This window comes from Mesorhizobium sp. B2-8-1, from assembly GCF_006440955.1.
Lineage (GTDB): Bacteria > Pseudomonadota > Alphaproteobacteria > Rhizobiales > Rhizobiaceae > Mesorhizobium.
The window spans coordinates 19,792-33,351 of the sequence record NZ_VFTX01000012.1 but is presented as its reverse complement, the minus strand read 5'-3'; the positions used below and the strand labels follow the sequence as shown (position 1 = coordinate 33,351).

The following is a 13,560-nucleotide window of genomic DNA, read 5'->3' as shown; positions in this document are numbered from 1 at the left end:
TTGTCCGGCTTCGCCGGACGGAGGAACTGTTTCTCACCGTTCTCATCGAGGAAGAAAACATGGCAAAGTCGAAGTTCCGCCCGCTTCATGACCGCGTGGTCGTACGCCGGGTCGAATCCGAATCCAAGACCGCCGGCGGGATCATCATCCCCGACACGGCGAAGGAAAAGCCGCAGGAAGGCGAGATCATCGCCGTCGGCTCCGGCGCCCGCGACGAAGCTGGCAAGCTCGTGCCCCTGGACGTCAAGGCTGGCGACCGCATCCTGTTCGGCAAGTGGTCGGGCACCGAAGTCAAGCTCAATGGCGAAGACCTTCTGATCATGAAGGAATCCGACATTATGGGCATCATCGGCTGAATATCGGCCTTCCCATCAACTGAATCTTAAATCTTCGGGCTCGATCCGAGCCCCTGCCAGGAGTTGAACATGGCTGCCAAAGACGTAAAATTCTCCCGCGACGCCCGTGAGCGCATGCTGCGCGGCGTCAACATCCTCGCCGACGCGGTGAAGGTCACGCTCGGCCCCAAGGGCCGCAACGTCGTCATCGACAAGTCGTTCGGCGCACCGCGCATCACCAAGGACGGCGTCACCGTCGCCAAGGAAATCGAACTTGAGGACAAGTTCGAGAACATGGGCGCGCAGATGGTCCGCGAAGTCGCTTCGAAGACCAACGACATCGCCGGCGACGGCACCACGACCGCGACCGTTCTGGCGCAGTCGATCGTCCAGGAAGGCCACAAGGCGGTTGCCGCCGGCATGAACCCGATGGACCTGAAGCGCGGCATCGACCTGGCCGTGACCGAAGTGGTCGCAGCTCTCGGCAAGGCCGCCAAGAAGATCAAGACCTCCGAGGAAGTCGCCCAGGTCGGCACCATCTCGGCCAATGGCGACGAGTCGGTCGGCAAGATGATCGCGGAAGCGATGCAGAAGGTCGGCAACGAAGGCGTCATCACCGTCGAGGAAGCCAAGACCGCCGAGACCGAGTTGGAAGTCGTCGAAGGCATGCAGTTCGACCGCGGCTATCTCTCGCCCTACTTCGTCACCAACCCCGATAAGATGGTTGCCGATCTCGAGGACGCCTACATCCTGCTCCACGAGAAGAAGCTCTCCAATCTGCAGGCCATGCTGCCGGTCCTGGAAGCGGTCGTGCAGACCTCCAAGCCGCTGCTCATCATCTCGGAAGACGTCGAAGGCGAGGCCTTGGCCACGCTGGTCGTCAACAAGCTGCGCGGTGGCCTGAAGATCGCTGCCGTCAAGGCTCCGGGCTTCGGTGATCGCCGCAAGGCCATGCTGGAAGACATCGCCATCCTCACCGGTGGCCAGGTCATCTCCGAAGACCTCGGCATCAAGCTCGAGAATGTCGGCCTCAACATGCTCGGCCGCGCCAAGAAGGTGTCGATCTCGAAGGAGAACACCACCATCGTCGACGGCGCCGGCAAGAAGGCCGAGATCCAGGGCCGCGTTGCCCAGATCAAGCAGCAGATCGAGGAGACCACCTCGGACTACGACAAGGAGAAGCTCCAGGAGCGTCTGGCCAAGCTCGCCGGCGGTGTTGCCGTTATCCGCGTCGGCGGTGCGACCGAAGTGGAAGTGAAGGAAAAGAAGGACCGCGTCGATGACGCCCTCAACGCGACCCGCGCGGCCGTAGAAGAAGGTATCGTTGCCGGCGGTGGCGTGGCCCTGCTGCGCGCTTCGGGCAACCTCAAGGCCACCGGCGTCAACTCCGACCAAGCCGCCGGCATCAACATCGTTCGCCGCGCACTGCAGGCCCCGGCCCGTCAGATCGCTGCCAACGCCGGTGCGGAAGCATCGATCGTTGCTGGCAAGATCCTCGAGAACAAGGGCGCGACCTTCGGCTACAACGCCCAGACCGGCGAATATGGCGACATGATCGCCATGGGTATCGTCGATCCGGTCAAGGTCGTGCGTACGGCTCTCCAGGACGCGGCCTCGGTCGCCGGCCTGCTGGTCACCACCGAAGCCATGATCGCGGAGGCTCCGAAGAAGGAGTCGGCTGGCGGCGGCATGCCTGGCGGCATGGGCGGCGGCGGCATGGGCGGTATGGGCGGCATGGACTTCTAATCCAGCCATCTGCTTTATGCATGCGGAAAGGGCGGCAGCGATGCCGCCCTTTTCTTTGCACATTCAGGCTTTGCTTCAGCGTAGTCGGTTGGAACCAGCGTCAGACAGCAGTGCTCTCCGCTTGCCGCGTCGCCTTGCCGGCGAGGACTGCCTGCTCGATCAGGGTAGCCACCTCATCGGCCACGACGTTGATCGATGAGCGATCGCGGGTGGCGCGGGCAATCACCATCAGGCCTTCCAGCGAGGACTCGACCAACAGCGCCAGCGCCCGTGCGCGGCGCTCGACCACCCCTGCCCTGACAAACGCCTGGCGCAGCAGGCCGATCCACTGCTCGAAAGCGGAGCGGCAGATTTCCTCCAAGTCCGGCACGTCGTTCGGCGCATCGAGCACGACCGGCGCGATCGGGCAGCCGAGCGAGAATTCGTTGTCCTCCAGCATGCGAGCGACCGACTGGTAAATGTGGTGAACGGCAACCGCCGGATCGCTTTCCGCCGCCAGCTCGGCGCCAAGCCTCTCAGTCACCTCGGCCACGCTGGCGCGCGTCACTTCGACGACCAGCTGATCCTTGCCACCGGGAAAGTGGAAATAGAGCGAGCCGCGCGGGGCGCCGCTGGCGCTCAGTATGTCATTGAGCGAAGTGCCGTGATAGCCGCGCCGCCTGAGCAGCAATCCGGTCGTTTCGAGTATGCGGGCTCTCGTATCGTTCGCCATGTCAACCTCTGTCAGGAGAGATCCTTATAAGCCTTGCCAGAAATATGACAACTGGTCTACATAATATGTAGATCAGTCTATATAATCGAGAGCCGAAATGCGCAGCTATCGTCTTGAGGGTTTGGGCGGAACCGAATGTCTGGTGATGCGGGAAGAGGTGCGACCGGAGCCAAGTCCCCAGGAGATCGTGGTGCGGGTGCGCGCCACCTCGCTCAACCGACGCGATACGATGATCCTCAATGGCACCTACCCCCTGACACCGCGCCGCGGGATCGTTCCGCTCAGCGACGGCGCCGGCGAGGTCGTCGCCATCGGCGATGATGTCACACGCTTTGCCGTCGGCGACCGTGTCACCGGCAGCTATTTCGCCCGCTGGATCGATGGCCGCATCAATGCCGGACTGATCGACCAGCTCGGCTGCACGCTGGATGGCATGCTCGGCGAGTACGCCGTGCTTGACGAGCAATGGGCGGTGCGAGTTCCCGAGCATCTCGACTGGCGCGAGGCGGCAACGCTGAGCTGCGCCGGCCTGACAGCCTGGAACGCACTGACCGGGGCGGAGATTCCCAAGCCCGGCCAATGGGTTCTAGTCATAGGCTCGGGCGGCGTCTCGCTGTTCGCGTTGCAGTTCGCCAAGCTGCTCGGCTGCCGCGTCGTCGCCGTCACCTCTCGCGCCGAGAAGGTCGGCAAGCTGCGGGCGATGGGGGCCGACCTCGTCGTCTCCTCGACCGACATGCCGGAATGGGGGGCGATGGTGCGTGGCGAAACCGGCGGTATCGACCTTACCGTCGAAACCGGCGGCCCGCCGACCTTCGCGCAGTCGCTGATCGCCAGCGCGCTTTATGGGCGCATCGTGCTGCTCACCATTCAGGATGCGAAGGGCGCAACGGTGCAGATCCCCGGCGCCGTCTATCAGCGCAGCCTCGTCACAATCGGCCGTCTGTTCGTCGGCAGCCGCGCAAACCTCGAAACGATGCTCAACGCCGTCTCGGCGCACCGGTTGAGACCGGTCATCGACAAGGTCTTCCCCTTCGCCGAGGCCCGCGACGCCTACCGCTATTTCCAGCAGGGCGACGTCTTCGGGAAGGTCGTCATCGACGGAGCCTGATCTTTCATATCGATCGAACCAGAAGGGAGAACAGCAATGACAATTCGTGAAGCTTCGGCCGAGTGGCAAGGCACGCTGAGGGAAGGTTCAGGCCGGCTGCGGCTCGGCAGCGGTGTGTTCGAAGGCGCCTATTCCTTTCCGTCGCGTTTCGAGAACGGCCCCGGCACCAACCCGGAAGAACTGATCGCGGCCGCGCATGCCGGCTGTTTCTCGATGGCGCTGACCTTCATCCTTGGCCAGGGAGGTCATGTTCCCCGGGACATCCGCACCATCGCCAGGGTGCACCTCGGAGCGACCGAGGCCGGGCCGACCATCACCCGCATCGACCTTGAAACGGCGGTGGAGGTCACGGGGCTCGCCGAAGACCAGTTCGAGCGCCTTGCCCAGTCCGCCAAGGCGAGCTGTCTCGTTTCGCGCGCGCTGGCCGGCGTGGCCCAGATCAACCTCAAGGCGACCCTCGTGGGTACCGCCGCGCAACAATGAATCAGGAGAAGTACGAGATGAGCAGCATCATGGACAGTCATCCAGAGTCGCGGCGGACAGCCGAGATCATGCGGCGCTTCAACGATGTGTTCCAGTTGCACGATCCGTCGGCGCTTGCCGAGTTGGTGGGCGAGGACTGCGTGATTGAAAACACCGTGCCGGCACCGGACGGTGCGCGCCATGCCGGCAAGGCGGCCTGCGTCGGGCTATGGACGGCGATCGCGACCCAGCCCGGCACGCGCTTCGACATCGAGGAGACCTTCGTCGCCGGCGAGCGGGCGACGATCCGCTGGCGCTACTGGATGGCGGACGGCAATTCGCTGCGCGGCGTCAATCTGATGCGCGTCGAGGGCGGGCGTATCGTCGAGGCGATGGGCTACGTCAAGGGATAGGCCGGCTTCACCATATGAGTTACTCCTAATACACATCGGTTTGTGCTAGGAATAGAGTCCGACCGCCATTCGACGATCGAGAAAGACCATAGGGAGGACTAATGTCATGAACATCAGAACCGCCTGCTTTGGAGCACTCGCGTTGACCGTCCTCAGCGGCACGGCACTTGCCGGAGCGCTCGACTCGCCCAAGATGATGGAACCGTTCTTCACCGATGCGAGCATGAAGACGATGAAATCCGACGCCGAGATGAAAGCCGCCTGGGCAAAAATGTCCAAGGACGACCAAGCCATGATGATGAAGGACTGTCAGGATGCGGCGATGAGCAAGCCGTATGCCCCGTTCTGCGAAAAATTGAAGGCGCTCGGCGGCGCGAACAAATGATTGCCGGCTAGTCCGGAGTTGAAGAACAAAAGAAGGCGGGCCAAGGCTCGCCTTCTCATTGTTCGGCATCGATTTCGTGCCAAGGCGAGGCGAACGAATTCTACCTGTCCGCCAGCGCAAGCTTGGCGCCGAGCATGACGAAAGCGCCGGCGAACGTGCGGCGCATCCAGGTCAGCACCCTCGGCCGCGACGCGACATGGCTGCGGATTGAGGCGGCGAAGATGCCATGGCCGACGAAGATGACGAAGGTCAAAAGCATGAAGACGCTGCTCAGTTCCAGCATCTTCGACAGCGCGTGCGGCTCGGTCGTGCTGACGAACTGCGGCAGGAAGGCAAAGAAGAAGATCGACAGCTTCGGGTTGAGCACATTGACGAGGATGCCTCTCGCAATCACCTTGCCGGTGGAGCGCGGCGCGACATTGTCCTCGACGTTCAGACCACCCCTCTCCTTCAGCGTGTTCCAGGCCATGTAAAGGAGGTAGGCGACGCCCAGATATTTCAGCGTCTCGAAGGCGACCGCGCTGGTGTGCAGGAGCGCGGCGAGGCCGGTGATGGCGGCAGCCATATGCGGGATGATGCCGAGCGTGCAGCCGAAAGCGGCGACGATGGAGGCGCGGGCGCCGCGGGAAAGCCCGGCGCTCAGCGTGTAGAGGACGCCGGTGCCGGGCGAAGCCACCACGATCAGCGACGTCAACAAGAATTCGATGCTCACGATTTGGTTCTCCGCTGTGCTGCCCGGCGGGCAGCGTAGCAGCGAAATCCCCGCGCACAAGCCGCGGCGCCGTCAGATCAGAGGACAGGCAGCCCGTGCGCCCGACGCGCCATCAGGCAATCCTCGTCGCCGGGCATGCAGGCGCGGCAGACATCCGGGCGCAGCTCGTAGATGCCGCAAGCGGTTGCCTTGCCCACTTCGCCACAGAGAGCCGAACAGCGCGCGCCCTCGCAACGCATACCCGACAGATCGGTCGCGACATACTTGTCCGGGATACGGTCGAGCTGCGCGTCGTCCTCGGTGGAAAAGCGCGGCCACTCGGCCGAGTAGGAGCAACAGGCGCCGCAGCTCTGGCAATCAAATGCCGGGACGGTGCCTCGTTGCGACGATGAAAGGCTGGCTGCGGTCACCAACGAGAACGGTCCCTGCACAGCAGATTGCGGTCGGCGTCTTGCGGCAAGGCGCTATTTCTTCTTGCCTGCCTTACGCAACGGCGCCTCGGCCGGAGACTTGAATAGGTCGGTCGCGGCCTCGGCAGCGGCATCCGCCTTCGGCGCGGCAGCCGGCTTGACCGGCTTTGCAGCGGCGGCGGGCGCCGGCGGTTGGTCCTTGGCGGAGAATTTTATGGCCATCTCAGTCCTCGTCGGCGAAGCGCGATGGTGCGCGCGGACTGCGCAAACGGCCGATCAGGGCCGAAACCGCCGTTATGTTCATTTCCTCAGGCGACCAGTTCCTCGCCTCCGCGATGTGATGCGGCGCCAGTTCGCGATGCGTGCTGCCGCTGTAGGCGGCGTCTTGATGGGTCACCGGCTCGCGGGTCTTGGCGTCTTGGCGGACATATTCGATCAAATAGTTCGGGCACTCGGCGCGGCCCCGCACGCCGACGCGCACCTGTGCATCGCCATGGACGCGCTTGCAGCGTTCGAGTTTTTCCAGCACACGCCGAACATATTCGACTGGCTTGTCCAATGTTTCGACCATGTCGGCGATGGTCGCATCAGCGGCGATGGGTGTCGCCGGCACACGCTTCGTCGCCATCAGCGTCTTCCGGCCCGTTTCGGCAACGCCGCCTGTGCGGCCGCCGCAGCCATTTCATCTGCCTCTTTTTCCAGGCGCAGTTCGCGCAAACGCGCGGTCTTGGCTTCACGCGCCTCGGTGAGGGCATCGCGTTCGGAAATGATGCGGTTGAGCGACATCGACTGGGTTTGCGTCTTGCTGAACAAGGGCACTGCCTGATCAGCAGCTGTTTTCGAATTGGCGGTCAAAATCTTTCTCCTGTCAGGAGTCTCGTGCCGATAGGGCAAGACCGGTCTTCAGTCAGGACCCACGCACAAAAGCATTGGGGCGGCGGATTCAACTTGCTGGAGCGTCCCTTAGCACGTTCAGGCCGACGCGCAGCGCATTTTCGGCGGCGAGACCCACAAAGTGAAAAAGGCCAGGCACCGCCTGACCTTCCATGAGAGCGTCGCGCATCCAGTGGATGCACAGGACGCTCCGGCACGCAGCGTGCGAAAACTCAGGTTTCCGCCGCCATGCGCCCGAATTCGCCATTCACCAGTGCCAGTACATCCGTGGTCACCGGGAAGGCTGAATCCTTTTTCAGGCCGCCTTCAACTGGTCGGCCGACATCTTGCCGGACTTGTTGTCGCGGACCATCTCGTAGCCGAGCTTCTGGCCCTCGACGATGTCACGCATGCCGGCGCGCTCTACGGCCGAGATGTGGACGAAAACGTCGGCAGAGCCGTCGTCAGGCTGAATAAAACCAAAACCTTTGGTGGCGTTGAACCATTTAACTGTGCCGGTGCTCATGACGAACCCTTTCCATGGCAAATACTCGTTCGCCGTCATGCGGATGCACAACGTCGTTTGTCTCGATTTTTGATGTGGGAAGTTCGTCAAAGGCGCGCTGCAAAGCGCGGATAACAAAAGTCAGTCAACAAATATCGACAAAGGTCTTGTAAGCTATTTAAACGGCCATGTCAATTCTTGGCTCACCCGCCGCGACGGTTCACGCCAATCGGGCACTGAACAAAGCGGCCCTAAAAAAATCTGGACGCGCCGGGAGCCATTTCGGTCGAAGCACGTTTCATGGTTGTCGTCAGCAATTCACGAGAGCAATCGAAGGAAAAGCGAACGGCAAAGACGCCCCCCGCACGATAAAAGGTGCGAGGGGCGTTTTCTTTCGGCCCCTACATCGCGGCGGTCATCATCGGCGGCATCTCGTAGCGGAGGCCGAGGCCCGAGCGCACTGCCAGGTCGACGTCAGTCAGCGTCCGGGACGAAAAGGCCGCTGCGGGCTTTCATGTCTGGAACGGTTTGCTGAAGGCGTTGGTGAATGTGACCCCGCCGTGATCGTCGCTGGCTTCGCCCAGCACGACATCCATGCCATCATTGGTGACCCGCGCCAGTGCGAACCCGCCCATATAGGCCGCCTTTGGCTTGAAGAGATCAAGGCCGTCGCGCTGATAGATCATCGGCACCTCGTGCTGATGGCCATGGAAGATGGCAATCACGTTGTAGCCTTTCAGGGCCGCAAGCAGTGCCTGACGGTCCGCATCGCTCCACCAATGCGGCGGCCCCTTGCCGTCGTCGTCGAACGCCTTTTTGGCGGGATCCCATCGCTCAGTCGAAAAATTATCCCAGCCATAATGCTGAAACAGGATGACCGGGCGGCCGTCCGCCGCATAGGTCGCCAGATCCTGCTTCAGCCAGGGCAGGCTGCTGTCCGCGCCATGGCCGGTGTCGCCAGCGAAACGGTGGGTCTGGACGAGATGCAGCCCGCCCCAGTCCCACGCATAGCAGTCGGTCTCGACATCGTAGTCGGTGGCTGGAACCGGTGGCTTGAAGAACACGCCGGCACGGTGATTGACTTCGACATAGTCGCGCATTTCGCGCCGGTACCAGTCAACGTGATGCCGCGGGCCGTTTTGGTCGAGGTCATGATTGCCGAGCCCGACATAGACTGGAACATGCACGCGGTCAGGCCCCATGCCTTGCTGGTAACGCTGGCTGAATTGCAGCAATTGCGTGCCTTCACTCGGCTGGGTGATCTGACCACCGCCATCGTCGGTCATGTCGCCGCCGATGACGAGGCCGAGCGGCGTGCCGATTCGGCTGCCGGCGGAGCGTAGGCCCGTCGGGACGCCGCCGATCTCGACGGGCCATGTCTTGTCGCCAATGCCGTTCAGAGCCGCCACATTGCGCAGCAAGGCAGCGTCGGTCTTGCCTTCCTGCTGGCAATTGGGACTCAAGCCGCTGGCCATGCGGCAGGCATGGACATCGGCGATGAACAGGAAGGTGGCGTCGACAGGCTGAATGCGCTGCCCGGTCTGGCCGAGCGCCGGGCGTGGAAGCGCAAGGGCCGTGGCAAGACCGGCGGCCCGCGCCAGAAAACGGCGTCGTGATACCGATTTTGGTGAGAAGCGCTTCATCATGGGTTGAAGTTCAGCACGGACACCGGTCAGCAGTAAAGTTCAGCGCCCGGTCCACGGCTGCTGCCCTCCCCCAGAACGGAACTGAGTTGTAGGGATCGTTCCCGTCCTCGGCATCAAAGGTTTCCCGGTGGCAGCAATATCCTGCGACGCCGCCTCGTTGCGGCCATGGGCGAAGCTTGGGCGACATTCTGCTCCAGCCCCGCCAGGCAATCGCGCAACATGCCGGCATCCTGCGCCGTCTTGGCCATCGACATCGCGCCGGAATAGGCCGCGACGGCCAGGGCGGCGAAACGCTGCGGGTCGGTGTCCTGCTCCCTGCCCGCCTGCTGATCAGCCCGGACCTTGTCGGCGATCGCCTGGCGCCAGCCGGCAAAAATGCCGGCAAGGGCAGCGCGCAATTCGGCATCGACGAGCGACAGTTCATGTGCAAGGTTGTTGAGGGGACAGCCGCGCACGAAGCCTTGTTGCTCAAGTTCCGCCGCCACGGCTTCGAAGGCTGCACCCACGCCTTCGCGCGCCGAAGCGGCCGCCCGCAAAGGCGCCATCCATGTCTCTTCGACCGCCGCGGCCACACGCTCTTCGATCACCGCCAGCGCCAACGCTTTCTTGGTCGGGAAATGATGATGCAACGCGCCGCCGCTGACACCCGCCGCCGCCATCAGATCGCCGAGACTGGACGCGTGATAGCCGCGTACCTGAAAGGACTCCTGCGCGGCATCGAGCACTCTGTTGCGCATGCCTTCGGGATCATTGGTGCGCTTCTGGGCATGCCCTGTCATCGGGAATCTCCACCGTGCCCCTCCAGGAGGGAAGAAAAAGAAGCTAGCAGATTGACAAAACAGGACAACCGGTCTGTTTTATAAAACAGGATGATCACCCTGTTTTTGGAGACGAGCTTATGAGCCTGCCCCTGAGTGCCACATCGGAGACAGCAGCGCTCGCCTCCCCGGTCGTCGAACTGCGGCAGTACACGCTGAAACCCGGCAAACGCGATACCCTTATCGACCTCTTTGACGGCAAGCTGATCGAAGGCCAGGAAGAGGCCGGGATGACCATCATCGGCCAATTCCGGGATCTCGATCGCCCCGACATGTTCGTCTGGCTGCGCGGCTTCGAGGACATGGAGGTGCGCAAAGGCGCCCTGAGCGCCTTCTATGACGGTCCGGTATGGGCAGCGCACCGCAATGCCGCCAACGCCACGATGATCGATTCCGACGATGTGCTGCTGCTCAAACCTGCGTGGACCGGGGCTGGCTTCGATCTCTCCGGCGCATTGCGCGCGGGCTTGGCTGCCGACGAAAAGCCAGGCAGAAGCACGCCGCTGTCAGGGATGGTCGTGATTCGGATTTATCATTTGCGGCCGGGCGCAGAGGCCGCGTTCGCCAGCCGCTTCGAGCCCGAAGTCGCGCCGATGACGGCATCACCCGGTGCGCGGCTGCTCGCCGCTTTCGTCACGGAGCATGCGGAAAACAGCTTTCCACGCCTGCCGGTGCGAGCGAGTGAGAATGTTTTCATCAGTGTGATGGGTTTTGATGGCGAAGAAGCGCAGGCCCAGCATGAAACCGCGCTTGCCGCCTCACCTGCATGGCAAGCCTTCTCGCACGCGGTCCGACATGACCTGGCCAGACCGACCGAAACCATGCGCCTGTCGGCGACATCGCGCTCGCGGCTTTGTTGCTGATCTCCAGTCCGCGCGGAAGCGGCGTCTGATCCGCTATACCTCCCCGGCATCGAGGCGGGGCGTAAATTCCCGCTTGCTCCCTGCCCAGTTCGCGAATGCAAGCGCCGGCAGTTGACCCCGACGCCGGCCGCAGCCGAAGTTCATACCATGGGATAGGCAGCCGGCTTGACCTCGACCGCCGATATGCGGTGCTCTCGTCACCAAACAGGCTTGGAGCGTTCAATGAGACTTTCCGGCAAACGCGCGCTGGTGACCGGCGGTTCGGACGGCATCGGCCTTGCCATAGCGGACGCCTTCTTGCGTGAGGGTGCCGAGGTCCTGATCATCGGGCGCGACATCGGAAAACTCGAGGCGGCCCGCGAAACACTCACGGCTTCCCATCCGAACGGTGCCGTCGAAACGCTGTCGGCCGACCTCGCCACCAGCCCCGGCGTCGCGGCGGCTGTCGAGCTTGTGAAAGAATCCGGCCGGCCGCTCGACATCCTCGTCAACAATGCCGGTGTCGCCTATCTCGTGCCGTTCGAGACTGTCAGCATTGACCAATTCCAGCAATCCTTCGCGCTCAATGTGGCGGCCACGTTCTTCCTCACGCAAGGGCTGTTGCCGCATCTCCCGGTCGGCGCATCGGTGATCAACATCTCCTCCTACTTCGCCAGTAAGATGATCCCCAACCGGCCGTCGAGCCTCTATTCCCTGTCGAAGGGCGCACTGAATTCGCTGACCAAGTCACTCGCCTTCGAGCTCGGTCCGCGTGGCATCAGGGTCAACGCCATTGCGCCCGGCACGGTCGACACCGCCATGCGGCGCAGGACCATCGACAATCTGCCGGCGCAGGCAAAGGTTGAGCTCGAGGCCTATGTCGAGCGCAGCTACCCGCTTGGCCGCATCGGCCGCCCTGAGGATCTCGCCGGCATCGCGGTTTATCTCGCCAGCGACGAGGCGGCATGGACCAGCGGCGGGATTTTCGCGGTGGATGGCGGGTACACGGCCGGATGAGCGGGACAGCCGATCTCTCCGCGAGCGGGGAGATTGGCTCCGTCTTCAACCGATTTGCATCTTCACCGCCCGCAATCTCCGCTTGATGCGTTTTGTGCAACGCGATACGCCGTTGCCCAAATCGACAGACCGGAGACTTGCCGTGAGCGCTGCCAAGACCAGAACCGAAACCGATACGTTCGGTGCCATCGAGGTCGCCGCCGACCGCTATTGGGGGGCGCAGGCGCAGCGTTCGCTCGGCAATTTCAAGATCGGTTGGGAAAAGCAGCCGGCATCCGTCGTGCGCGCGCTCGGCATCGTCAAGCGGGCGGCGGCGGAAGCCAATATGGAGCTGAAGCGGCTCGATCCGGCGATCGGCAAGGCGATCGTCGAAGCCTCTCAAGAAGTCATCGACGGCAAGCTCAACGACCATTTCCCGCTGGTGGTCTGGCAGACCGGCTCGGGTACGCAATCCAACATGAACGCCAACGAGGTGATCTCCAACCGGGCGATCGAGATGCTGGGCGGCGTCATGGGCTCCAAGAAGCCGGTGCACCCGAACGACCACATCAATATGAGCCAGTCGTCGAACGACACCTACCCGACCGCCATGCACATCGCCTGCGCCGAGCGCATCGTGCATGACCTGTTGCCGGCGCTGAAGCACCTGCATAAGGCGCTCGCCGCCAAGAGCAGAGAGTTCAACCATATCATCAAGATCGGCCGCACCCACACGCAGGACGCCACCCCGCTTACGCTGGGCCAGGAATTCTCGGGCTACGCCGCGCAGGTCGCTTCGTCGATCAAGCGCATCGAGCTGACGTTGCCCGGCCTGCAGGAACTGGCGCAGGGCGGCACCGCCGTCGGCACCGGCCTCAACGCGCCCGTCGGCTTCGCCGAGCGGGTGGCCGACCGCATCGCCGCCATCACCGGCATCGCCTTCGTCACTGCCCCGAACAAGTTCGAGGCGCTGGCAGCCCATGATTCCATGGTGTTCTCACATGGCGCCATCAACGCCGCTGCCGCAGCGCTGTTCAAGATCGCCAACGACATCCGCTTCCTCGGTTCCGGCCCGCGTTCCGGCCTTGGCGAATTGTCGTTGCCGGAAAATGAGCCGGGTTCCTCGATCATGCCGGGCAAGGTCAACCCGACGCAGTGCGAAGCGATGACCCAGGTCTGCGTGCAGGTGTTCGGTAACAATGCAGCCCTCACCTTCGCCGGCAGCCAGGGCCATTTCGAGCTCAACGTTTATAACCCGCTGATGGCCTACAACTTCCTGCAGTCGGTGCAGTTGCTCGCCGACGCTTCGGTCTCCTTCACCGACAATTGCGTCGTCGGCATCGAGGCGCGCGAAGACAACATCAAGGCGGCCCTCGACCGCTCGCTGATGCTGGTGACGGCGCTTGCGCCCACCATCGGCTACGACAACGCTGCCAAGATCGCCAAGACCGCGCACAAGAACGGTACCACGCTGCGCGAGGAAGCGCTGGCCACCGGGCTGGTCAGCGAAGCCGATTACGATCGGATCGTGCGGCCGGAAGATATGACCCATCCTGGCTGAAGGCACTTTTTCGGCGGGAAAATATGCTCCCGCCAC

At 62.9% G+C, this 13,560-nt stretch carries 18 protein-coding genes; 9 read left to right on the top strand and 9 right to left on the bottom strand.

Annotated features, from left to right (window positions below; all coding sequences use genetic code 11):
* Positions 1-59: 59 nt before the first annotated feature.
* Complete coding sequence (gene groES / locus FJ428_RS25905; protein WP_006203049.1) at positions 60-356, top strand: co-chaperone GroES; 297 nt, start codon at positions 60-62, stop codon at positions 354-356.
* Between the two features lie 69 nt (positions 357-425).
* A complete protein-coding gene (groL, locus tag FJ428_RS25900) occupies positions 426-2,081 on the top strand; it encodes a chaperonin GroEL (RefSeq protein WP_140494274.1) in 1,656 nt (551 codons plus the stop codon).
* Between the two features lie 100 nt (positions 2,082-2,181).
* On the opposite strand, the gene FJ428_RS25895 is transcribed toward groL, so the two are convergent.
* On the bottom strand, positions 2,182-2,793 hold the full coding sequence (locus FJ428_RS25895; RefSeq protein WP_140494276.1) for a TetR/AcrR family transcriptional regulator: 612 nt from the start codon (positions 2,791-2,793) through the stop codon (positions 2,182-2,184).
* Between the two features lie 97 nt (positions 2,794-2,890).
* On the opposite strand from FJ428_RS25895, the gene FJ428_RS25890 reads away from it, so the two are divergent.
* From FJ428_RS25890 to FJ428_RS25875, 4 genes are all read left to right on the top strand, one after another.
* The gene (locus FJ428_RS25890) at positions 2,891-3,901 is read left to right on the top strand and encodes an NAD(P)-dependent alcohol dehydrogenase (protein WP_140494278.1); all 1,011 of its coding nucleotides are present in this window, start codon (positions 2,891-2,893) and stop codon (positions 3,899-3,901) included.
* Between the two features lie 36 nt (positions 3,902-3,937).
* On the top strand, positions 3,938-4,384 hold the full coding sequence (locus tag FJ428_RS25885; protein ID WP_140494280.1) for an OsmC family protein: 447 nt from the start codon (positions 3,938-3,940) through the stop codon (positions 4,382-4,384).
* Positions 4,385-4,401: 17 nt separating this feature from the next.
* Positions 4,402-4,776 (top strand): nuclear transport factor 2 family protein, encoded by a 375-nt coding sequence (locus FJ428_RS25880; protein WP_140880467.1) that lies wholly within the window; start codon positions 4,402-4,404, stop codon positions 4,774-4,776.
* A 106-nt stretch (positions 4,777-4,882) separates the two neighbouring features.
* The gene (locus FJ428_RS25875) at positions 4,883-5,161 is read left to right on the top strand and encodes a hypothetical protein (RefSeq protein ID WP_140637692.1); all 279 of its coding nucleotides are present in this window, start codon (positions 4,883-4,885) and stop codon (positions 5,159-5,161) included.
* A gap of 100 nt (positions 5,162-5,261) precedes the next feature.
* On the opposite strand, the gene FJ428_RS25870 is transcribed toward FJ428_RS25875, so the two are convergent.
* From FJ428_RS25870 to FJ428_RS25840, 8 genes are all read right to left on the bottom strand, one after another.
* The gene (locus FJ428_RS25870; RefSeq protein ID WP_140880466.1) at positions 5,262-5,873 is read right to left on the bottom strand and encodes a LysE family translocator; all 612 of its coding nucleotides are present in this window, start codon (positions 5,871-5,873) and stop codon (positions 5,262-5,264) included.
* 77 nt (positions 5,874-5,950) lie between these two features.
* Positions 5,951-6,286, bottom strand: a complete 336-nt coding sequence (locus FJ428_RS25865) for a YkgJ family cysteine cluster protein (protein WP_140880465.1) — start codon at positions 6,284-6,286, stop codon at positions 5,951-5,953.
* 51 nt (positions 6,287-6,337) lie between these two features.
* On the bottom strand, positions 6,338-6,505 hold the full coding sequence (locus FJ428_RS30420; RefSeq protein WP_181167392.1) for a hypothetical protein: 168 nt from the start codon (positions 6,503-6,505) through the stop codon (positions 6,338-6,340).
* A 1-nt stretch (position 6,506) separates the two neighbouring features.
* Entirely contained in the window at positions 6,507-6,911 is a 405-nt protein-coding gene (locus FJ428_RS25860) for a hypothetical protein (protein ID WP_140494290.1), read from the bottom strand.
* Positions 6,911-7,138, bottom strand: a complete 228-nt coding sequence (locus tag FJ428_RS25855) for a hypothetical protein (RefSeq protein ID WP_140494292.1) — start codon at positions 7,136-7,138, stop codon at positions 6,911-6,913. The genes FJ428_RS25860 and FJ428_RS25855 overlap by 1 nt, the downstream gene beginning before the upstream one ends.
* A gap of 334 nt (positions 7,139-7,472) precedes the next feature.
* Positions 7,473-7,682 (bottom strand): cold-shock protein, encoded by a 210-nt coding sequence (locus tag FJ428_RS25850; protein ID WP_010915421.1) that lies wholly within the window; start codon positions 7,680-7,682, stop codon positions 7,473-7,475.
* A 491-nt stretch (positions 7,683-8,173) separates the two neighbouring features.
* Entirely contained in the window at positions 8,174-9,307 is a 1,134-nt protein-coding gene (locus tag FJ428_RS25845; protein WP_140494294.1) for a metallophosphoesterase, read from the bottom strand.
* A 113-nt stretch (positions 9,308-9,420) separates the two neighbouring features.
* Positions 9,421-10,086, bottom strand: a complete 666-nt coding sequence (locus FJ428_RS25840) for a TetR/AcrR family transcriptional regulator (protein ID WP_140494296.1) — start codon at positions 10,084-10,086, stop codon at positions 9,421-9,423.
* A gap of 119 nt (positions 10,087-10,205) precedes the next feature.
* Here FJ428_RS25840 and FJ428_RS25835 point away from each other — a divergent pair, with 119 nt between their 5' ends.
* From FJ428_RS25835 to fumC, 3 genes are all read left to right on the top strand, one after another.
* Positions 10,206-10,988: an NIPSNAP family protein gene (locus FJ428_RS25835; RefSeq protein ID WP_140880464.1), complete on the top strand. Its 783-nt coding sequence runs from the start codon at positions 10,206-10,208 to the stop codon at positions 10,986-10,988.
* Between the two features lie 222 nt (positions 10,989-11,210).
* Positions 11,211-11,984: an SDR family oxidoreductase gene (locus tag FJ428_RS25830; protein WP_140880463.1), complete on the top strand. Its 774-nt coding sequence runs from the start codon at positions 11,211-11,213 to the stop codon at positions 11,982-11,984.
* A gap of 142 nt (positions 11,985-12,126) precedes the next feature.
* Entirely contained in the window at positions 12,127-13,524 is a 1,398-nt protein-coding gene (fumC, locus tag FJ428_RS25825; protein ID WP_140880462.1) for a class II fumarate hydratase, read from the top strand.
* The last annotated feature ends 36 nt before the right edge of the window (positions 13,525-13,560 follow it).